This is a genomic window from Streptomyces spirodelae (assembly GCF_017676385.1).
Classification (GTDB): domain Bacteria; phylum Actinomycetota; class Actinomycetes; order Streptomycetales; family Streptomycetaceae; genus Streptomyces; species Streptomyces spirodelae.
In genome coordinates this window covers 108,258-130,152 of record NZ_JAFFZN010000025.1, presented here as the reverse complement: position 1 = coordinate 130,152, position 21,895 = coordinate 108,258, and the positions used below count along the sequence as shown (strand labels likewise).

At 71.0% G+C, this 21,895-nt stretch carries 13 protein-coding genes; 2 read left to right on the top strand and 11 right to left on the bottom strand.

Annotated elements, in window-relative coordinates; translation table 11 throughout:
- From JW592_RS24685 to JW592_RS24635, 11 genes are all read right to left on the bottom strand, one after another.
- Window positions 1-923: lysophospholipid acyltransferase family protein (locus JW592_RS24685; protein ID WP_209267412.1), on the bottom strand; the 923-nt coding region annotated here is incomplete at its 3' end.
- Between the two features lie 144 nt (window positions 924-1,067).
- The gene (locus JW592_RS24680) at window positions 1,068-2,420 is read right to left on the bottom strand and encodes a Rieske 2Fe-2S domain-containing protein (protein ID WP_307805530.1); all 1,353 of its coding nucleotides are present in this window, start codon (window positions 2,418-2,420) and stop codon (window positions 1,068-1,070) included.
- 110 nt (window positions 2,421-2,530) lie between these two features.
- Window positions 2,531-5,233, bottom strand: a complete 2,703-nt coding sequence (gene redH, locus JW592_RS24675; protein WP_209267410.1) for an undecylprodigiosin ligase RedH — start codon at window positions 5,231-5,233, stop codon at window positions 2,531-2,533.
- Window positions 5,234-5,252: 19 nt separating this feature from the next.
- A complete protein-coding gene (locus tag JW592_RS24670) occupies window positions 5,253-6,341 on the bottom strand; it encodes an SAM-dependent methyltransferase (protein WP_209267409.1) in 1,089 nt (362 codons plus the stop codon).
- Window positions 6,329-7,171, bottom strand: a complete 843-nt coding sequence (locus tag JW592_RS24665) for a thioesterase II family protein (RefSeq protein ID WP_209267408.1) — start codon at window positions 7,169-7,171, stop codon at window positions 6,329-6,331. The genes JW592_RS24670 and JW592_RS24665 overlap by 13 nt, the downstream gene beginning before the upstream one ends.
- Window positions 7,158-8,231 carry an NAD-dependent epimerase/dehydratase family protein gene (locus JW592_RS24660; RefSeq protein WP_209267407.1) on the bottom strand — a complete coding sequence of 358 codons (1,074 nt, stop codon included), beginning with the start codon at window positions 8,229-8,231 and terminating at the stop codon, window positions 7,158-7,160. Before JW592_RS24660 ends, JW592_RS24665 begins: the two co-directional genes overlap by 14 nt.
- Before the next feature lie 2 nt (window positions 8,232-8,233).
- Complete coding sequence (locus JW592_RS24655; RefSeq protein ID WP_209267406.1) at window positions 8,234-15,148, bottom strand: type I polyketide synthase; 6,915 nt, start codon at window positions 15,146-15,148, stop codon at window positions 8,234-8,236.
- Between the two features lie 14 nt (window positions 15,149-15,162).
- Complete coding sequence (locus JW592_RS24650; RefSeq protein WP_209267405.1) at window positions 15,163-16,761, bottom strand: D-alanine--poly(phosphoribitol) ligase; 1,599 nt, start codon at window positions 16,759-16,761, stop codon at window positions 15,163-15,165.
- Window positions 16,762-16,781: 20 nt separating this feature from the next.
- Window positions 16,782-18,719 (bottom strand): aminotransferase class I/II-fold pyridoxal phosphate-dependent enzyme, encoded by a 1,938-nt coding sequence (locus JW592_RS24645; protein ID WP_209267404.1) that lies wholly within the window; start codon window positions 18,717-18,719, stop codon window positions 16,782-16,784.
- Window positions 18,716-18,979, bottom strand: a complete 264-nt coding sequence (locus JW592_RS24640) for an acyl carrier protein (RefSeq protein ID WP_209267403.1) — start codon at window positions 18,977-18,979, stop codon at window positions 18,716-18,718. The genes JW592_RS24645 and JW592_RS24640 overlap by 4 nt, the downstream gene beginning before the upstream one ends.
- Before the next feature lie 62 nt (window positions 18,980-19,041).
- Window positions 19,042-20,043: a beta-ketoacyl-ACP synthase III gene (locus JW592_RS24635; protein ID WP_209267402.1), complete on the bottom strand. Its 1,002-nt coding sequence runs from the start codon at window positions 20,041-20,043 to the stop codon at window positions 19,042-19,044.
- A gap of 350 nt (window positions 20,044-20,393) precedes the next feature.
- Between JW592_RS24635 and JW592_RS24630 the strand changes: the two genes are divergently transcribed.
- Both JW592_RS24630 and JW592_RS24625 read left to right on the top strand, forming a co-directional pair.
- Window positions 20,394-20,639, top strand: a complete 246-nt coding sequence (locus JW592_RS24630) for an acyl carrier protein (protein WP_209267401.1) — start codon at window positions 20,394-20,396, stop codon at window positions 20,637-20,639.
- Window positions 20,636-21,865, top strand: coding sequence for a beta-ketoacyl-[acyl-carrier-protein] synthase family protein (locus JW592_RS24625; protein WP_209267400.1), 1,230 nt, complete (start codon window positions 20,636-20,638; stop codon window positions 21,863-21,865). The genes JW592_RS24630 and JW592_RS24625 overlap by 4 nt, the downstream gene beginning before the upstream one ends.
- Window positions 21,866-21,895: the final 30 nt, after the last annotated feature.

The window sequence follows — 21,895 nt, the reverse complement described above, 5'->3', positions numbered from 1 at the left end:
GTTTCATTGAGCGCGTGCTGGATCGTGTCCTTGACCTCTCCGGCGAGTTTCTCCACGACGCGGGCATCGTCCGCGGCGCCCGCCGGGAAGGTGTCGGTGGATACCGGAGGGTGGAAACGGATGGTCCATTTCGTCGGCATCGGCACCAGTCCCAGCGCCCCGAACAGCGGGAAGGTGGGCGTGATGGGGAAATAGGGCAGGCGCAACATGCGGGCCAGCGTGCGGGACTCGCCGACCATCGGGTAGATCTCCTCGGCGCCCACGATCGAACAGGGCACCATCGGGCAGCCGGTGCGCAGCGCGGCGGCCGCGAAGCCGCCACGGCCGAAGCGCTGGAGGCGGTAGCGGTCCTCGAAGGGCTTGCCCAGGCCCCGGTAGCCCTCCGGCATGACGCCCACGAGCGCGTCGGATTCCAGCAGCCGCATGGCGTTCTCGGGGCAGGCCCGGACGTGACCGAGCTTGCGGGCGATGTCGCGGACGACGGGATAGGCGAAGGCGAGGTCCGCCGCGAGCAGCCGGAGGCTCCGCTGTACCGGGTGGTGGTCGCGGATGGCCAACTGCAGCATGAGCGCGTCCAGCGGGAGCGTACCGCTGTGGTTGGCCACCACCAGGGCGGCGCCGTGGGCCGGTATGTGCTCAAGTCCCGTGACCTCGACCCGGAAGTACTTCTCGTACAGCGGGCGCAGGGCCGGCATGAGAGCCTCGTCGACCAGTGCGGGATCGAAGCCGAAGTCGTCGACGGCCCCCTCGTCGGAGGACAGCCTGCCGTAGAGCTCCATGCCGCTGGCGAGGATCTCCTTGAGTACATCGGCGATCAGTGATGCCTGCTCGCCGGGGCCGGATGTGTTCTTCTCCCTCTCTTCGCGCTCCCCCCAGGTGCCACGGCTCCTCGTCGAAACGGGCAGCTCCTCGTCTTCTGGCATGCGCTCTCCTCACTGAGTGATCGCTGTCCCTGCGGTCTCGCAATGGGTGGTGCGCCGCGGCGCGGCGGCCGTACCGCCGCGCCGCGGGCTCCCTCCCGGTCCGGACGGGGCCGTACCGGGCGTCCGGGGCGAGGCAGTCCGTGCTCAGGACCTCGCCGCCGCGCGGTTCCCGGACGGGCTGTCCTCCTTCTCGGCGGGCGCAGCGGTGCTGTCGCCCTTTCCGTTGGTGGCGGCGCTGCCGTTGGTGGCGGCCCCGCCGTTGGCGCTGCCGTCGCCGTTCGCGCTGCCGTTGCCGTTGGCGTGCCCGTTCGTCCGGCCATTGGCGTGCCCGTTGCCTTTGGCCCGGCCGTTGGAGCGGGCGGGGGTGCGGCGTTTGGCCTCCAGGGCGGCCGGCTGTCCCGGTCCGACCTCGTCGGTGGCCATGTCCAGGTCGCCGACCATACCGTCGGAGACGTCCCCGGCCGTGACCGTGCCCTCGCGGCGTTCCCTGGCCTCCCGGAGCAGCCGGGCGCGGGTCTTGATGAACTTGGCGTTCATCTCGTCCACGGGGATGAACTTGTTGACGCCGCCGCCGCTGACCCGGGGCTCCTGCCGAGCCATGATCTTGTAGTCCTGCGGGTCCTGGACGTACTTCTCCAGATAGCACTGGAGCGTCGACATGGCGCGCCGCAGCTTCTCGTGCCGCAGGATCGGCTTGAGCTGGGGGAACTCGTAGACGCGGAAGATGTGTTCGGTGTGCTCCTCGTCGATCGGCGAGAACCACGACGTCGTCGCGAACGCCTCGGTCTCCACATGCACCATGCACGGGAAGGAGAACGTGATGACGTAGTGGATGCTCCGCTCCGGGTTGTCCTCCTCCCCGTGGTCGAACGAGTAACGGAAGGTCATTCCGTCGTCGTCCGTCTCCACGTGGTGATTGTGGATCATCGTGGCTTTGAGGTAGTTCTCCTTGCCGTCCAGCCCGAACTTCTTCTTCGTCCCGTAGAGGAACATGAAGTCCAGCCAGTTCAGCCAGTGGTCCCGGTGCACATAGGTGACGTGGTAGAACTCCTGGACGCTTTCGATGTACCGGGTGTAGTGGACCGGCTTGTTCCACGAGATGGTGTCGTAGACCCGGTCGTTCTCCTTGATCTCGCGGGGCGCGATGATCTCCGGGAGTTCGCTCTCGGGGCGGTCGTCACCCCACCACACCCAGATGAGCCCGTACTTCTCCCGGACCGGATAGACCGGCACCTTCAGCGAACCCGGGATGCGGGCGTCCTTGCCCATCGCGGGCGTCAGGGTGCACTTGCCCTCCGGGTTGAACAGGAACCCGTGGTAAGGGCATTCGATCGCGTTGCCCTTCATCCGCCCGTCGCCGAGCCAGGCCCCCTTGTGCGGGCACCGGGCCCCCTGGCAGACCACCTTCCCGTCGAGGTCGCGCCAGAGGACGATCTCCTCGCCGAGACGGCGGATACCTTTCGGCTTCTTGTCGGTGACATCCCCGGATATAGCCACGGGATACCACAAATCGGGAATCATGCAGTCCCTCTCTTTTCCGAGTTTCCCGCCGAGCACCGGCGGGCTTTCCTGGCCTGCGGCACCGACCGTCGAGGGCGGCCGTCCGGTCAGGAGTTCTCGACGACCTCGACCGTGCCGGCGTCCCCGTCGACCACGATCAGGTCCCCGGTGCGGATGACCTGCGTCGCGTACTTGGTGTTCACGACGGACGGCACATGGAATTCCCGCGACACGATCGAGCTGTGCGAGAGCATCGACCCGATGTCGGTGACGACTCCGCCCGCGATGGCGAACAGCGGGGTCCAGGTGGCGTCCGTGTAGCGGGTGATCAGGATCTCCCCGGCCTGGAACTCGTCGGCCTGCCAGACCAGGTCCTCGATGATGCGGGCCCGGCCCACCACGCGGCCCGGGCTGGAGCCGAGCCCTTCGAGGCGTTCCCCGTCGGGCACCGGCCGGACGGCGGAGGCCGGGTCGTGCTCCCCGACGAAGGTGAGCGGCGGCTCCGGCAGCCGCTTGTGGTATTCGTGGAGGCGCCGGGCCGCGTCGATCTTCGCCCGGTCGAAGGCCACCACCTCGGAGTCCTCGCCCGCCACATAGGCGCGTACGTCCTCGAAGTCGAGATACGCCACCTCGTCCATGGAGTGCAGCACCCCCGCCTCCACCAGGCGCCGGCCCACCTCGTAGACCACGTTCCGCACCAGCCAGATCGAGGTGATCATCGACATCCGGGTGATCTCCCGGAGCTCGCTGTAGGTCCGGTACATGGCGATGGCCGTCTCCACCGCCTTCCGCTTGGGCAGCGGGAGCCGCTCCAGCGCCTTGTGCGAGGTGTCCTGGTGACCGCCGCTGCGCCGCAGGATGTCGTCGGCGGAGAAGCCGTCAGCGGCGTAGCGGCGGATCATCTGGAAGACGTACGAGGGGTCGTCGATCCACCGGGGATGGGTGATCTCCATCTCCTGAGGGCCGCGGGTGCCGTGGGCGCGCAGGAAGGGCTCCATCCGCTCCTGCCAGAACTCGCGCCCTTCCTCGTCGGCGCGCAGGGCCGCCTCGACACCGTCCAGCGGCAGATCCTCGATGATGCGCAGCACCCGGGGCCGGTCCTTGGCGGCCTGGGCCAGCGACCAGATCTCCTTGGCCGACTCCACCGTGCGCAGGTTCGACATATCGGTCTTGATGCGGTTCTGCAGGTTGACGCCCTCGGCGCCGAGCCACCGTTTGCACAGCTCCGCCAGCACCGCGTAGAAGCCGAACGCGTGGATGTAGTAGGGCATGTAGCCCACATGCATGTCGTGGAAGTACGCCAGGCGGCGCTCCAGCTCCACCTTCAGCTCGGACCGGCTCAACCGGCTCAGGTCCATGGCCCGGTCGCGGTCGAACTCGTAGCTGCGGGAGGAGCTCATCCGCTCGGCCCGAGCCCTCATGTCCGTCAGCTCGTTGGCGGTGGAACGGAACCAGAACGCCGTCGACAGGGCGTCGGCGAGGCCGCCGGGGAATTCACCGAAGGGGTTGCGGTAGTCGGTCAGGTCCACCTCCTCGCTGACGAACCGGCTGGTGAACCGCCACTGGTCCCGCGTCGGCAGGCACTGCGCCATCACATACGCGCTGTAGGAGATGTTGAGGTAGACGTGCCCTTGCACATAGCCCATCGGAAGGTCGGGATCGCCGGTCACCCGGGCGCCGAGCGCCGAGGTGCAGTCCAGGTGCACATGTTGCTGGTAGTACCGGGCGAAGCTCAGCCCCAGCGGCGTCATCAGCCCGACGAAGATCTCCCCGATGTCCATCCGCGACCAGAGGGTGCCCTGCTCGATCTCCTCCTTCTGCTCAGTCACATAGGGGCTGGCGGCACTTCCCGGGTTGCCGCCGGAACCGGCCGCAGGCGCTGTGGTGATGGGCCGGGTCTGGAAGAGCTGGAGGACGCCGTCGCGCATGCCCCACTCGATGTCCTGGTCGCAGCCGTACCGGCGGCGCAGGCGCAGGGCATGGCCGCAGAGTTCGGCCAGCTGCTCCCGGGAGAGGCAGGGCACATTGCGGTCGGCGGCGTCGACCCTCGTCATGCCGATCTTCCCGGGTTCGAGCGGGGCGCACTTGGTCACCTTGTGCCTGACCCGCTCCTCGACGACCTCCAGGGTGCGGTCGTCGACCACGAAGTAGTCGCTGGATACCCGGCCGGACACCAGCCCCTCCCCCAGTCCCTGGCACGCCTCGACCACGATCCGGTGCGGGCGCGCGCTGACGGGGTCGACGGTGAAGACGACACCGCTCACATCGGAGTGGACCATCTCCTGTACGACCACGGCGATGGCTCCGGGCGCGCCGTCGTCGTCGCGGTAGGTCGTGGCACGGTCCGACCACAGGGAGGCCCAGCAGCTCCGTACGGCGTCCAGCAGCGCGGCGTCGCCGGCCACGTCCAGGATCGTGTCGTGCTGGCCGGCGAAGGACTGGGCCGCCGAGTCCTCCCGCGGCGCCGAGGAGCGGACGGCCACCCGGGGCCGCCCGAGCCTCGCGTACGCGGCCAGGACCGCCTCCGCGATCGAGGGAGGTATCTCGGTGGCCAGCACCTGCTCCCGCAGGGCACGGCCCTCGGTTCCCGGCACCTTGGCCGCGAGGCCGGTCTCCTCCAGGAACGAGGTGAACAACTCGGTGGTGAGGCAGAAGGCGGGCGGTACCGGCAGCCCGTCGGCCAGCATCTCGCCGAGCCTGGCGGCCTTGCCGCCGAGGACGGCCGGGTCCGGCTGGGGTCCGTCGCCGAGGACGACCACCTGGCCGGCGTGCGGCCCGGCAACGGCAGTTCGGGTGGCGTGCGTTGTCATCGTGAGGTCTCCTGACCGTTCAGTCCAGCGCGAGCTGCGCGTTGGTGCCCGTGCAGGCGCGGAACTGCTCGCCCGGGATGATCTGGGCCGCTTCGACATCGGTGAACCCCGCCTCCTCCAACTGCCCTACGAGTTCGCCCTCGCTGGGCAGCGGACCGCCGAAGTCGGAGAAGTGGAACCACAGGTTGAGCGCCTCCAGACCGGCGTTGCCGCCCTGGCAGGAGGTGGTCAGCAGGAGCTTGCCGCCGGGCGCGAGCATCCGGCGGGCCCTCCGCAGCGTCTCGACCCGTTCGTCCTGCGGGAAGTAGTAGATGTTGTTGTGCATGGTGACCAGGTCGAACTGCGGCTCCAGGTCCAGCGCGCGCAGATCGCCCTGCCGGGTCTCGACCCGGTCGGTGAGCCCCCACTCGGCCATGTTGGCGGCCGCCTGGTCGGCGACGCTCTTCTGCATGTCGATGGCGAGCGCCGAGAGCCTGGGGTTGAGCCCGGCCGCGTAGCGCACGTACGTTCCGCTGCCGCAGCCGATCTCCAGCAGCCGCACCGGCCGGGAGCGCTCCAGGCTCCGGTCGACGGCCGCCTCGACGAAGGACTCGACGACCCGCGTCGAGCGGGCGATGACCGCGCCGTCCTGGTCGTCCAGGGAGAACCGCTCGCCGCCACGCAGCATGCTCGGACCGTGCAGCAGGGCCGGGACATGGAAGCGGATCACTTCCTCCAGCGCGGCGGCCACCGCGTCGTTGCCCGGCTGTGCGAGGAACTTCGCGGTGAAACTGTTGAGCCGGTAGCAGCCCTCACCGGTGCCGAAGTCGCCCAGCTTGACGCCCATGTCGAGCCAGGCGCGGAGCCGGTCCTTGTCGGCCGGGCCGATCGCGAGCCTCTCGGCGAGCGACTCCAGGTCGCAGGGGCGTGCCGCCAGACAGCGCAGTACGCCCGAGTTGGAGGCGGAGGCGAGGAAGGCCAGCCGGTATGTCGGCTCGATGAGGCCCTTGGACAGCGCCAGCAGCACCGGCATCCGGGGGTTGCCCAGCACTTTCAGTATCTGCAGCAGGCCGCTTACCGGCTCCTCGACACGGTTGCGGACAGTGGTGGCGAGACTCAACAGATCCATGGTGCGTTCCTTCGCGCGTTGACGGGCTGGGGTCCGACGGGTCCGGCGTCCTGTCCTGTGCGCGCTCCGGCGAGCTCGTCGCGCAGGCTCCGCAGCAGCCGCTCCCGGGAGGGTCCGCCGTTCAGGAAGAAGTGACCGCCTTCCAGATGGCGGCGCAGGAACGAACTGGAGGTGTACGCGCGCCACGCCTCCGTCTGCGGCGCGGAGGCGAGCGCGTCCCGGGTGGCGGAGAAAGCCGTCATCGGGCACCCCAGCGGGGCGCGCGGCCGCCACCGGTAGGTCTCGCACACGCGTAGGTCGGCGCGGAGGACCGGCAGCCTGCGCTCGAAGTAGGCCGCATCGACGGCCCGGTCCCGGTCCAGTCCGCCCAGGTCGCTGACGAGCCGGCGCAGTTCCTCGTCGGGCAGGAGATGGTCCTCGCGAGTCCCGTACAGATGGGGCGCCCTGCTGCCGGAGACGAACAGATGCGCGGGCTCGGGCGCGCCCCGCTCGCGCAACTCGCACGCCACCTCGTAGGCGAGCAGCGCTCCCATGCTGTGGCCGAACAGCGCGTAGTCGTGGCACAGCCGGGCCTCCAGCAGCGCGGTGGCCAGCTGAGAGACGAGCGGCCCGAGGGCCTCGTGAGGGGCCTCGCGCAGGCGCAGCCCCCGGCCCGGCAGCTGGACGGGCACCACGTGGACGTCTGTTCCCAGTCGCTCCTGCCAGGCCCGGTAGACCGAAGCTGTGCCGCCCGCGTACGGGATGCACACCAGCCGCCTGGGGCCGGCCCCCTCGGGGCTGGTGCCGGGGAACCAGGCGGCGGCCTGCGAGGTGGTATCAACGGGCAACATGTTTGCGCCCTTCGGCGGAGTCGAGCCAGGCGACGGTGCGGCGCATGCCCTCCGCGAAGCCGACGGGGCTCTTGAAGCCGAAGTCCCGCTGCGCCCGCTTGATGCCGTAGGACTGGTCGCGGTCGAAGAGGTGGACGGTGTGCCGGGTGAGGATCGGGCGGGAGGTGATGCCCAGGGCGCCGTAGATCTTCTCGGAGGCAGTGGCGGCGGCGGTGGCCACGGGGGCGGGCAGGTTGAGCCGGGGCGGCTTGACGCCCATCCCCGCTGCGAGGGCCTCCACGTACTGCCGCCAGGTCGTCTGTTCGGGGTCCCGCAGGTTGTAGGCCCTGTCGACCGTCTCCTGGGAGGTGGCGGCGGCGATCATGGCGTCGACCGCGTTGTCGACGTAGAGCAGGCCGGCCGGGACCTTGCCGCCGCGGATGTAGAGCATCTGCTTCTGCACCAGGAGATTGCCGATCTCGATCACGAAGTCCTTGCTGCGCGGCCCGTACACCGACACCGGACGCACGATGGTCACCGGCACACCGGTCTCGCCCGCGGCCTTGCGCACCGCGCGCTCGCCGAGGATCTTGCTGCGGTTGTACGGCAGGCCGATGTCCTTGCAGGCCGCCGACTCGTCACCGGGCTGCTTCGGATAGCCGTACACATCGGTGGTGCTGACGTGCAGCACCCGGTCGACCGTGCCGGCCAGATGGGCGGCCTCGACGACCTTCCTGGCGCCCTGGACGTTCGCCCGGTGGAAGTCCTCCCAGGGGCCCCAGTCCGCGGACATCCCCGCGCAGTTGTAGATGTGGGAGACGCCTTTCGCCGCGCGGCACAGGCTGTCCAGATCGTCCAGGTCTCCGGTCTCGGTCTCGATCTCGTCCGCCACGTCCTCGAACGCCGAGCGGTCGCTCTCGGGGCGCACCAGGACCCGGACGCGGTGGCCGCGCTCGGCCAGCCGCCGGGTGAGGTGGCCGCCGATGAATCCGCTGGCGCCGGTGACCAGGACATCGGCCGTGCCGTCGCGGGACGCGTTGCTCGCTTCGGCCGGGGAGGGGTCAGTGTTGTGGGTAGCCATGATCACACCAGAAGGTCGAGGGACTGTTCGAGGTCGGCTTCGCTGTGGTCGGCGTTGATGAAGAAGCGGAGGCGGCAGGCGTCGCGGGGCACTGCGGGGTAGCCGATGGGCATGACGTTGACGCCCTGCTCCAGCAGCGAGTTGGACAGCGCCATGGTCTTGTTCCAGTCGCCGACGATGACCGGGATCACCGCCGACTCCCGGGACACCCCGATGTCCAGGCCGCGCTCCCTGGCCCCGGTGCGGAAGAGCTCCGCGAGCTGCCGCACCCGCGCCACCCGCTCGGGCTCGTCCCGGATGACCCGGAACGCCTCCAAGGCCGCCGCCGTGTTGGCCGGCGAGATCCCGGTGGAGAAGATGTGCAGCGGCGCCGTGTACTTGAGGTACTCGATGATCGGGTGGCGCGCCGCGATATAGCCGCCGAGACTGCCGATCGCCTTGCTGAGGGTGCCCATCCACAGGTCCACGTCGTCGCGCGCGATGTGAAAGTGCTCGCCGACGCCGCGGCCGGTGTTCCCGAGCACGCCCAGGGAGTGGGCCTCGTCGATCATCAGCATGGCGCCGTGCCGCTGCTTGACCTCGACGAAGCGGGGCAGCTCAGGGATGTCGCCGTCCTGGCTGTAAGCGCCCTCGATGACGACCAGCGCCCGGCGGTAGCGGGACCTGCCGGCGGCGAGGATCCGGTCGAGGGCTTCCCAGTCGTTGTGCGGGAACGGCCTGCGCTGGGCGCCGGAGAGGATGCAGCCGCGCACCGTGCTGTCGTGGCTCCACTCGTCGTGGACGATCAGATCCTCCGGACCGAACAGGTGCCCGACCGTGGCCACATTGGTGGCATGGCCTCCGGAGAAGACGATGGCGCCCTCGGTCCCCAGGAAGGAGGCGACCTCCGCGTCGAGTTCGTGGTGCAGTGGCGTCTCGCCGAAGAGCAGCGGCGTCGCCGAGCTGGAGGTGCCGTAGGTGTCGATCGCCTCCTTGGCGGCCTGGCGTACCCGCGGATGGTGGGAGAGGGCGAGGTAGTTGAAGGCGGCGAAGTTGACTGCCTTACGGCCGCCCACGGTGACGATGCCGGAGTTGAACCCCTCGTGGGTACGGCCGTAGGGGTTCTCACCGTGGGCGACGGTCTGCCGCAGACGGTCCTGGAGCTCCGCGTACTCCGGCCACTCCTCGATGGTGTACTCGGGCTTCACCGCGGGCGCCTGCCGGTTCGGCGGCTCGCCCGCGAGTGCCGTCGGCACGGCTGCGGCTCGCGCCGCGGCCTGTGCTGCCGCCTGCGCTGCGGCCTGCGGGGACACCGGCAGCCGTGCGTTCGCGCCCTGGCCCGCGCCCGCCTCGGTGAGCAGGTCGATCACGTCCCGCACGGTGGGGTCTTCCGGCAGGTTGTGCCGCAGCCGCTCCGCCTCGTAGGGGAAGCAGGCGGAGATCCGGCGCTGCAGGTCGGTGCGCATCAGCGAGTCGAGGCCCAGGTCCATGGCGAGCCGGGCGTGTGCGGGTATCTGGTCGGCGGGAAAGCCGCAGACCCGGGCCACGCTCTCCAGCACGATCTCACCGACGGCGGCCGGGGCACCGGAGCCGGACATCGAGGAGAGCGGGGAGAGCGGGGAGGGCGGGGAGGGCGGGGAGGGCACAGCAGGGGACGGGGGACGGGGGAAGGCGGTGTCGGGCAAGGCGTCCTCCGGACCGGGGAAGCCGGGCGATGCCGGGAAAGCGGGGAAGGCGGAGGTCGGGGAAGCGTGGACAGCGGCTGCGGGAGCAGCGGGGAAGGCGGCGGAACCGTTGCCGGCGCCGGGTGCCGGGGAGGCCGTTGGCGGCGTGAACCAGTACGACTCGCGCTCGAAGACCGTGTGCGGCGCGTGGGTACGGACGGGCGGGTCGTCCCGGTCGAGTTCGCGCCAGTCCACGGCACCGCCCGCGCAGTGCAGACGGCCGAGCGAGCCCAGGAGCGTGGCCCACTCGCCCGCTCCCCGGCGCGCCGACGGCAGCCACAGCGGCCGCCCGTCCGCCGCCTGACGGTCCTGGGACATGGCACGCGCCGAGGAGAGCAGCGTGGGGTGCGGGCCGATCTCGACGAAGGAGTCGCAGCCCATCCGGCGCAGCGTCGCGAACCCGTCGGCGAACCGGACGGTGCCCAGCATGTGCCGTACCCAGTAGTCGGCGTCCACCCGCTCGACGCGTTCGCCGGTGGCGTCCGAGACCCAGGGGATCTCCGGCTGTCCGAAGGCGACGCCGTCCAGGGACTTCCGCAGCGGGGCCGCCGCCTGGTCCATCATCGCGGAGTGGAAGGCGTGCGAGACGGCGAGCCGGCGCACCGTGATCTGCCGGGCCTCCAGCTCCTGCCCAGCGGCACGGACATCCGCCGCCGGCCCGGAGAGCACCACATGGCGGTCGGTGTTGACGGCGGCCACCGAGAGGGACGGGAACCGCGCCGCCACCTCGAGCGCGACCTCGGCCTGACCGGCGCACGCGATCATCTCGCCCTCGCCGGGCTGTGCGTCCATGTGCCGGCCGCGCTCGACGGCCAGCACGAGCGCGTCCTCAAGTGAGAGGGCGCCTGCCACGCAGGCCGCGCCGATGGCGCCGACGCTGTGTCCGAGCACGGCGGCCGGCTGCACGCCGAGCGCCTTCCACAGCTCCGCCAGCGCGACGGAGAACGCCACCATGGCCGGCTGGCAGTACCGGGTGCGCCGCAGCCGCTCGCCACCGTCCTCGTCGAAGAGGAGGTCGAGCAGCGAGATGCCCAGCAGCGGCCGCACGGTCTTCTCGGCACGGTCCAGCACGCCGGCGAAGGCGCTGTGCGCCGCGTACAGCTCGCGGCCCATGCCCGCGTACTGCGTCCCCTGGCCGCTGAAGAGGAAGGCCGTCGTGGGCGCGGGGCCCTCGACGGTGCTGCCGCGGGTCACCGCCATCGACCGTTCGTCCCGGGCCAGCGCGTCGAGGGCCGCGTCGAGTTCGGTGGCCGTGGAGAAGGTCAGCGCGGCCCGGTAGGGCAGGTGCGTACGGCCGGTGTTCGCCGTATGGCACAGGCCGGCCAGTGGCAGCTCCGGCCGCGCGGCGACATGGGTGCGGTAGCGGTGTGCGAGCGAGGTGAGGGCCGTGGGGGTGTGCGCTGACAGACACAGGGTGTGCGCCGGGCGGGCGGTGGTCACCTGCCCTTCCTCCCGTGCGGTTTCGGGCGGGGCCTCGACGATCAGGTGGACGTTGGTGCCGCCGAAGCCGAAGGAGCTGACACCGGCCCGCGCTGTGGCGCCGCTCGGGAGCGCGCCGCGTTCGGTGGGGACGGCCAGTCCTGAACCGTCCCAGTCCAGGCGCCGGTTCGGGGTGGTCAGATGGAGCAGTGGCGGTACCTCGCGGTGGCCGACCACCAGCGCGGCCTTGATCAGCCCTGCGACGCCCGCCGCTGCCTCCAGGTGCCCGATGTTGGTCTTGACCGACCCGACCAGGCAGGGCCGCCGCGCGGGCCGCTCCCGGCCGTACACCTCGGCGAGGGCCTCCCATTCGACGGGGTCGCCCAGCGCGGTGCCCGTGCCGTGCGCCTCGACGTAGTCGATCTGCCCGGCGGTCACCCCGGCCTGGTCGAGCGCCTTGGTGATGACGGAGCGCTGCGCCGAACCGCGCGGCGCGGTGAGGCCGTTGCCGCGGCCGCCGTGCACCAGCGCCGAGCCGGTGATCGTCGCGTACACGCGGTCGCCGTCGGCCAGCGCGGCCGAGAGCGGCTTGAGGCACACCAGGCCGACGCCCTCGCCGCGTACATAGCCGTCGGCGTCGTCGTCGAAGGTACGGCACCGGCCGCCCGGGGAGAGCATCTCGCCGTCGGACAGCGCCGCCGAAAGCCCCGGGGTGAGCAGCAGATTGACTCCCCCGGCCAGTGCGAGCCGGCTCTCGCCGCTGCGCAGGCTCTGGCAGGCCATATGCACCCCGGCGAGCGAGGCGGAGCAGGCGGTGTCGACGACGAGGCTGGGGCCGCGCAGGTCGAAGAAGTAGGAGAGCCGGTTGGCCGCGACCGACGGTGCGTTGCCGGTCGCCGCGTAGACGTCGGCGGACCCCGGGTGGGCGAGCTGGAGCTGCCCGTAGTCCTGGCTGCTCATCCCGATGACGACGGCGGTGTCGCTGCCGGCCAGCCCCGCGGGTGCGATACCCGCGTCCTCCAGCGTCTGCCACGCGGTCTCCAGCAGCAGCCGTTGCTGCGGGTCCATACGGAGCGCTTCGCGGGCCGAGATGCCGAAGAAGCGGGCGTCGAACTCGTCCACCCGGTCCAGGAAGCCGCCCTGCGCCGGGGTCCGTGCCGCGTGCGGGTTCCACCGGTCGCCGGGCACCTCGCCCACCGCGTCCCGGCCGTCGAGGAGGAGCCGCCAGTAGCTCTCCACGTCGGGAGCGCCGGGAAAGCGGCACCCGATGCCCACGATCGCGATCGGCTCGCCGGGGGCCGTGGGGGCGCCGGTGCGGCCGGTGGTGGGCACGTCGGCCGTGTCCGCGGAACCGGCCGCGGCCTGTGCTGTGCCGGGCGCGCCGAAACGGGTGGCGACGTCCCGCACGGTGGGGTGGTCGAAGACGACGCCGGTGGGCAGCCGTCGGCCGAGCAGTTCGCCCAGCTCCCCGGCGACCGCCACGGCCTGTTTGGAGTCGAGTCCGAGGGAGGCGAACGTCCGGGTGGGGTCGATCACCTCCGTCGGCAGGCCCAGCCGGCGGGCCACCCGCTCGGTCAGCCAGGCTTCGAGCTCGGCACTGTCCGGTTCCGTCCCGTCGGGGTTCCCGTCGGACTTCCCCGCGGACGGGCCGGTCGTCGGGCCGTGTGCGGCGCTGTCGCGCTCCGCGTCGGCCAGTCCGGCGAGCAGGAGCTCGACCAGGGTGCCGGTGTCCGGGCGCACCAGCAGTTCACCGACCGGAATGTGTACCCCCAGCTGCTGCTCGAGCGCCGCCACTAGGTGCAGCAGCCGGGGGTAGTCGAGGCCCAGCGACGCCAGATCGCGCTCTCCGGCCCGCTCGGCGGGGTCACCGCTGGCCTCCTCCGTGGCGGAACCGGCCGCCCCGGCCAGGGCCTCGGTGACGAGGGCCGTCACCTGGGAGTGGCGCTCCTGCTCGGACAGGCCGGACAGCGCCGACGGCCGGGAGGGGGTCCCTGCGGTGAACGCTTCGGTGTCCTGCGCGTGTTCCTCCGCCTCGCGCGCGACGCTGGCGGCGACCACGGTCATACCGAGGTCGAGGAAGGCCCGGCGGGTCGCCTGGCGCTGGATCTTGCCGCTGGTTGTCTTGGCCACGGAGGAGTGCCGCACCAGCGCGACGGTGTGCGGGGTGACCTGGTGCTCTTCGGCGAGCGCGGTGCGCAGCCGCGCCAGTACGGAGGCGGGATCGTCGGTGCCGCGGCCGATCTCGTAGACGAGCGCGAGCTGTTCTCCGCCGGGGGTGGGGACGCCGAAGGCTGCTCCGTTGTCCGGGCGTACGGCCTCGGTTGCCTGCTCGGCGGTCAGTTCCATGTCGTGCGGGTAGAAGTTGCGGCCCTGGACGATGACGACGTCCTTGGTGCGGCCGACAAGGTAGAGCTGGCCGTCCCGCTGGAACCCCAGGTCGCCGGTCCGCAGCCACGCGTGTCCGGGTTCGTCGTCGAGGCGCGCGTCGAAGGTCTCGGCGGTCAGTTCGGGACGGTTCCAGTAGCCGAGGGCCACGCTCGGGCCCGACAGCCACACTTCACCGATCTGTCCGACTGCGGTGCGCCGCCGCGTGGCGGGGTCGACGACAGCGACCCGGGCGTCCGGGACCGCCGGGCCGCAGCCGACGACACGGGTACGGCGAGAAGTTCCGGTTCCGGCCTCCCGTACCTCGCCGGCCGCGAGCGCGTCGGCGTCGAACGCCTGCACGGTGGGCGGCTCGCTGGGGCCGATGCCGGTGGCCATCAGGGTGGCTTCGGCCAGTCCGTAGCAGGGCAGCAGGGCGCGGCGGTCGAATCCGGCCGGGGCGAAGTAGTCGGCGAAGCGCTCCAGCGTCTCGGCCCGCACCGGCTCGGCTCCGTTCAGCGCCAGCCGCCAGTGGCTCAGGTCCAAGGCGTCACGCTCCTGCGGGCTGACGCGGCGGAGGCACTGCTCGAAGCCGAAGTTGGGCGACACGCTCATCGAGGCGCGGGTGCGGGAGAGGGTCTCCAGCCACAGCAGCGGCCGCTGCACAAAGGTCATCGGGGCCATGAGGTGCGCGGTGAACCCCCCGTACATGGGGGTGAGCAGGCCCCCGATGAGGCCCATGTCGTGGTAGGGCGGCAGCCAGGAGACCATGCCGGAGCCGTCGTCGAGTTCCAGCCTTAGATGGGAGGAGCGCAGGTTCCGCACCAGGTTGCCGTTGCTGACCATGACGCCCTTGGGCGTGGCGGTCGACCCGGAGGTGTACTGCAGGAAGGCGAGTGAGTCGCCGTTGGTGCCGGGCTCCTCCCACTCGTTGGCCTCGGCCGTGCTCAGTTCCTCCTCGGTCAGCCAGGTCAGCCGGTCCAGGCCGAGTGCGGCGAGCTCGGCGCGGTTGCCGTGTGCGGCTTCCCGTACCTCGCGGGTGGTGAGGGCGTGGTCGGCCCCCGAGTCATGGGCGATGGCGGCCAGGCGCTGCATGGTCTGGCCGAACTTGGCGTTCTGGGGCGGGTAGGCGGGCACCGCGACGGCTCCCGCGTACAGGCAGCCGAAGAACGCGGCGATGTAGTCGAGCCCCGGGGGGTGGAGCAGAAGCACCGGCCGGCCCCCCAGCTGTGCGCGCTGGAGGTACGCAGCGACAGCGCGGGCGCGCCGGTCGAGCCGGGTGTGGTCCCACGACTCCTCGGCGCCGGCGGTGTCGGTCAGAAAGCGGTAGGCGACCGCGTGCGGAGCCAGTTCGAGGCGCCGCCGCAGCAGCCCGGCGACGGTCGTCGGCTCGGCTCCTTGCCAATGCGCCTCGAGAGAATCTGGAGTCACAGTCGTCCGCTCCGTCACTGTCGAGCCGCGCCGGTGGGCGCCGCTGTGGACTGGGCCGGGCCGTGCGCCAGCCGGCGGTAGTCGGCCTTGCCGTTGGCGTTGCGCGGCAGTTGATCGAGACAGGTCGCCGAGTGCGGCAGCATGTAGGTCGGCAGGCGCCGTGCGCAGTGCTGCTTGATCCGCACCAGGCTCGGCTTGGGCGCTCCGGGGTGCAGCGTGTAGTAGAGGGCGAGGCGTGCCTGCGGTCCCTCTCCGGTGAGGAGCACCGCTGCGTCCGCGATGTCCGGGTGCTGCTGGACGGCCGCCTCGATCTCACCGAGTTCGATCCGGTAGCCGGAGACCTTGACCATGCGGTCCTCGCGGCCCCGGTACACCAGCAGGCCGTCGTCCTCGTAGCTGACCAGGTCGCCGGTGGGGTGCTGCCCGGCGCAGTGGAAGGCGGTCGCCGGATCGGTGGTACGGCGCCAGTAGCCGGGGGTGACGCAGGCGCCCCCGACGACCAGATGTCCGATCACGCCGGGCTCGGTGACCGGGGCCCCGTAGTCGTCGACGACGTCGAGCCGGGCGCCGGTGATCGGACCGCCGATGGGGACGGGCGTCTCGCGTCGCAGATCCTGCGGCCTGACCCGGTGGAAGGTGCAGACGTTGGTCTCGGTCGGCCCGTAGAGGTTGTACAGCGCGGTGTCCTCGGGCAGCAGCGCCGCCAGCTCCCGGAGCCGGGGTACGGGGAAGACCTCGCCGGCGAACAGCACATAGCGCAGCGAGCCCGCCCCTTCCCGGGTGAGCGCGCCGGAGGCGGTGAGCAGGCCGAGGATGGAGGGGACGGAGTACCACACGGTGACGCCGTGTTCGCGGATGCCGGCCGCGAGCGCGGACACGTCCCGGGCCGCCGAGTCGCCGACGATCCACACGGCGGCACCCACGGTGAGCGCGGTGAACAGGTCGAAGGTGCTCAGGTCGAAGTTGAACGAGGCGTGGTTGGCGAACACGTCGTCGGGGCCGACGTCGAGCTCCTCGCGGGCCCAGCCGATGAAGTTGGCGAGGTTGCGGTGAGAGATCCGCACGCCCTTGGGTGCGCCCGTGGAGCCGGAGGTGTAGAGGATCGCGGCCAGGTCCGTCGACCGGAGCGAGGGCAGCAGGGTGATCCGGCCCGCGGCGCCGCCCGCGAAGTCGGTCCACGACCGGACGGGAACGCCGGAGATCGTGGCGGGTGACGCGGCACCGTCGACGACGATCATCGTGAGGGAGGACGGCAGTCGGCCGCCGTCGAGGGCCGCCAGGTGGCGCTGGTCGGTGAACAGGACGGTCGGTTCGGCATCGGCCAGGATGGTCAGCACCCGCTGGCTGGGCTGGCCGCCGTCGAGCGGTACGTAGGCGCAGCCGACGTCCAGCGCGGCGAAGACCGCCTCCGCGTAGCGGGGCTGCTTGTCCATCCAGACGGCGATCCGGTCCCCCGGCCGTACGGCCAGGTCGAGCAGGCGGACCGAGAGGGCGTCGACGCGAGCGGTGAACTCGGCGTAGCTGACCGGTTGGGCTCCCACGAACGCCGGCCGCTCGGCCTGCTCGGCGGACAGGTCGCGGGGCAGCCGGATCACGGTGGGGTGTGCGTCCATCGTCCTTGCCTCCTGTGCGCTCACCGGTCGGCCCGCAGCACGCCGGTCTCGCGGGCCGCGTCGAGGAAGATGTCCGCGGCGAGTTCGAGATCCTCCGGGGTGTGCTCGCAGGTCACGCTGACCCGCAGCCGGGCGTCCCCGAGCGGTACGCCGGGGAAGACCACGGTCTGGCAGTACAGGCCCCGGGCCCGTACCGCGCGGCCCATCTCCATCGCCAGCCGCTCGTCACCGATGCGGATGGGCAGGATGGCGCTCTCGGAGTTCTCCAGGTCGAACCCGGCCTCCAGCAGTCGTTCGCGGAGCGCGCCGATGTTCGTCCACAGGCGCTTGACCCGCTCCGGCTCCGCCTCCATGACATCGATCGAGGCGATCAGTCCGGCCGCGACTCCGGCGGGGATGTTGGCCGCGAAGACGTAGGAGTTCGAGTAGAAGCGGAGGTACTCGACGACTTCCTCGTCACCGACGACGAACCCGCCCATGCCGGCCAGTGCCTTGCTCATGGTGCCGAGTTCCAGATCGACCTCGCCCTTGAGGTTGAAGTGCTCGGTGGTACCGGAGCCACGGGCGCCCAGGACGCCGGTCGCATGGGCGTCGTCGATCATCACGCGGGCGCCGTACGTCTTGGCCAGCCCAACGATGCCGGGCAGGTCGCAGATGTCGCCGTGCATGCTGAAGACCCCGTCGGCGACGATGAGGGTGCCGCCGGGCGAGTCGGCGCCGCGTTTGAGCACGCGTTCGAGATCCGCCATGTCGTTGTGCTGGTAGATCCTGCGGCCGGCGCCGGAGAGCTTGGCGCCGTCGACGATGCTCATGTGGTTGAGCTTGTCGACGACGAGCGTGTCGTAGCTTTTGACCAGGGCCGAGATGGCGCCCAGATTGGCGGAGTAGCCGCCCGGGTAGACGATGCAGGCCGGGCGCTGCTTGAAGGCGGCCAGGCGGCGTTCCAGCTCCTTGTGGAGCATGTTGGTCCCGCCGATGAACCGCGATCCGGTGTGTGTCGCTCCGTAGGCGCGGGTGGCGTCGCAGACGGCTTCGATCACCCTGGGGTGGTTGGCGAGGCCGAGGTAGTTGTTCGAGGCGAACATCAGGAACTCGCGCTTGCGGCCGGCCAGTTCGTCGAAGATCACCGCGCGGTTCTCGCAGCGGGAGTGCAGCGGCATGCCGTACCAGTAGAGCTGGTCCGCCTCGCGGCCGCGCAGATAGGTGCCGAAGGTGCGGGCCTTGGCGAAGATGTCGGGGTCGCGCTGCTCCACGAAGTCCTTCATCGAGCGGCCGTCCCACCCGTCCGCGGCCGCGTCGGGTACCGGCTGCCGCTGCGCGTCCCCGTCCGGTGCGGGCAGGTCCGGGGCCGGGGACGCCTCGGCCTGCGCCGCCTGTACCGGTTCCGGTCGGGGGGCCACGGTGCGGGGGGCCATGGTGCGGGGGGTGTGCTGGGACCAGGCCGCGCTCAGCCGGTCGGCCAGCTCCCGGAGCGTGGTGGCCTCGCCGAAACCGGGCACTGTTTCCGGCGCCCCGAAGGACTGCGCCACCTCCGCCACGACGGAGGTCAGGATCACCGAGTCGATGCCCAGGTCCCGTTCCAGGTGGGCGTCGAGGCCGAGTTGTTCCGGCCGGTACTGCGTCTGACGCTGCGCCGCCGACAGGAGGGCCGTCAGGATGGCGTCTGGGCCGTCGGCCCAGGCCGCCCCGGCAGCGCCCTGTTCCAGTTCGGCGGCGACGGCGGCGACCAGTTCGCGGAGGGTGGTCACCTGCCCGCTCAGCCTGTCGCGCAGACCGAAGTGCTCTTTCACCGCGGCGAGGATCGACTCCAGGATGACCGAGTCGATGCCCAGGTCCGCCTCGAAATGGCTGTCGGGCAGCAGGTAGGACTCGTCGTACAGAGTGCGCTCGGCGACGATTTCCACCACTTGCTCGTGCAGGCGCGCGAGGTCGGAATGTTCTGCACCGGTCTCCGTCATGCGGCATTTCCCCCCTCGTCCTGGCGCAGCCGGCCGACCAGCGCGGAAATGGTGCGCACGGAACGGAAGTTCTTCAGCGTGACCTCCTGAATGGGGACCGTGATGGAGAATTCACGCTGGAGGAATCCGACGAGGTCGAAGATTCCCATCGAGTCGATGATGTTGAGTTCGGTGAGCGGGGTGTCCGGTTCCAGGCTCTCGGCGTCGCCGTCCATCCAGACATCGACGATGTAGTCGCTGATGAGTTTCTGAGGTGTCATTGCCGTCCTCGGTTCGGTCGCCGTGGCGTGCCTGTCCGGCAGCGCTGCTCACGGTCCGTCGGTCAGCTCCGTTCGACAGCGGGCCAGGTGAGCGTCGTCGCGCCCCACGTCAGGCCGCCGCCGAACGCGGTCAGCAGCACACGGTCGCCGGACGTCAGCACGCCCTCGGCGTGCGCGTGGGCGAGTGCCAGGGGGATGGAGGCCGCTGCGGTGTTGCCGACCTCGGCGATATTGCTGACGGCCCGCTCGCGCGGGAGCCCGATCTCGTCGGCCAGCCGTCGGGTGATCCGGTGGTTGGCCTGGTGGGCGACGAGATGGTCCACGTCCTCGACCCGCCACCCGGTACGGTCCAGAACCGACTGGGCGCTCTGGCCCATCCGCTGCACCGCCAGCCAGAAGACCTTCTTGCCCTGCATGGTGAAGTAGTAGTCGTCGGGTACCGGGTCAGGGTGGGCGCCGCCGGGCGGGGGGCCGCCGGCCGGCACGGTGATGAGCTCCACCCCTTCGCCGTCGCTGCCCAGGTCGAAAGGGCCCAGCGCTCCGTCCTCATGCGGGCTGCCCGCGCGCAGCACCACGGCGCCGGCTCCGTCACCGAAGATCACCGAGGTGGAGCGGTCGGCCGGGTTGAGGATGCGGGAGAAGGTCTCCGCGCCGATCACCAGCGCGCGCTCGGCGACACCGGTGGCGATGAGTCCGGCGGCTGAGGCCAGCGCGTAGAGGAATCCGGAGCACACGGCGGAGACGTCGTAGGCCGCCGCGTGCCCCAGGCCCAGCTTGCCCGCCACGGTGGGCGCCGTCGCCGGACACGGGCGGTCCGGCGTCGTGGTGGCCACGACCAGGGCGTCGACGTGCGGATCGCCGGAGGACTTCAGCGCCCTGGAGCCGGCGCCGACGGCCAGGTCGGAGGTGAGCACGCCCTCTTCCGCCACGTACCGCTGCCTGATCCCGGTCCGCGAACGCACCCACTCGTCCGAGCTGTTCAGCCGCGCGGCGAGCTCCTCGTTGGTGACGAGTCTGCGCGGCAGGCAGGCGCCGATGCCGGCCAGTACGGCCGCGCGGGTCACCGGGCGCTGCCCGCTGGACGGCTACCGGTACGAATCCTTTGACGAGGCGCTGGACGTGGCCGAGACGTAAGACGACGGCAGGGAACCACCGCGTGCTCCTCCCCGTGGATGACAGCCCGTGGGCTTCGGTCGCTCGCAACGTATGAGTCAGGACTGACGGCGCGCTGACCGATTGCTGACCCCTCGTCCCGTCAGGCATCGGTCAGCGCACGGTCAGCCGGCGACCGCATAGTTGCCGCAACGCGTCACAGCGCATTTCACGCGGTGCGGTACCGGCGCGGTACCGCACATTCGGGACGCGTCGACACGACGAGTCGGTCGGTCTGTTCCTCAGAAGGGAAGACACAGTCATGAGTGCCATGTACGAGAAACTGGTTGACATACTCGTCAATCACTTCGCCGTGGACCGAGGAAAGATCACCCCCGAAGCCACTTTCGAAGAGCTCAAGATGGACTCCCTCTTCCTCGTCGAATTCCTGCTGGTGATCCAGTCGGAATTCGATGTGAAACTCGACGACGACGCCGCGACGCTGACCGACACCATCGGCCATGTGGCGCGGCTCCTGGAGGACCAGACCAAGGCCACGGCGCAGTGACAGCCCCCTCACCCGTCGCCGTCACCGGGCTGGGGCTGGTCACAGCGGCCGGCATCGGGGTGGAGGAGACCTGGGAGGGCGTCTGCCGGGGCCGCTCGGCGGCGGCGAGGGACCCCCGCCTCGAAGGACTCCCCGTCGACATCTCGTGCACGGTGCCGGGACTTGACCCGGCGCGGCACGTCGGCAGGCGCAGCCCCTTGATGCACGACCGCTTCATCCAGCTGGCGATCGTCGCCGCCCGCGAAGCCGTCGCCGACTGCGGACTCGACCCGGACACCTGGGACGGGGCCCGGGTCGGCGTGGTGGTGGGCTGCGGACTCGGCGGTATCGGCACCATGGAGACCCAGCACCGCCGGCTGCTGGAGAGCGGCCCGGAGTCGGTCTCGGCGCTGCTGCTGCCGATGCTGGTGCCCAACATGGTGGCGGGCCACCTGGCGATCGATCTGCGGGCCACCGGGCCCAACTTCGTGACCGCGACGGCCTGCGCCTCGGGCGGTACGGCGATCGGCACCGCGGCGAGCCTGCTGCGCGACGGCTCGTGCGACGTCGTGCTTGCGGGCGGCACCGAGGCGAACGTGACACCGCTGATGGTCACCGGCTTCAACCAGATGGGAGCGCTCTCGCGTCGGGTGGACGAGCCGGAGGCCGCCTCCCGCCCCTTCGACCAGGACCGCGACGGATTCGTCATCGGCGAGGGCAGCGGCATCCTCGTGCTGGAACGGGAAGCGGACGCGGCAGCCCGCGGTGCCCGGGTCCGGGCGCGGCTGGCCGGTTACGGCGCCTCGGCCGACGCGCACCACATCACCGCGCCCGAGCCGGAGGGCGCCAGCGTGCTGCGGGCCGTGCACACCGCTCTGGGTCAGGCCGGGGCCGGTCCGCACGAGATCCGGCACGTCAACGCGCACGGCACCTCGACGCCGCTGAACGACGCCGTCGAGGCGCGGATGCTGCGCCGGCTGACCGGTGACGGCGCTGCGGTCACCTCCACCAAGGGGGTGCTCGGCCACACCCTCGGCGCGGCCGGCGCGATCGAGGCGGCCTTGACGGTGCTGGCCGTGGAGCGGTCCACGATCCCGCCGACCGCCAACCTCCGGCACCAGGACCCGGCGCTCGAACTGGACATCGTGACCGGCGAACCGCGCGAGGAGAAGGTCGAGGTCGCCATGAGCAACTCGTTCGGCTTCGGCGGCCAGAACGCGGTCCTGATCTTCACGCCCGGCAGTTGATGCCGTGCCCGACCGGAAGGAGGTGGCGCC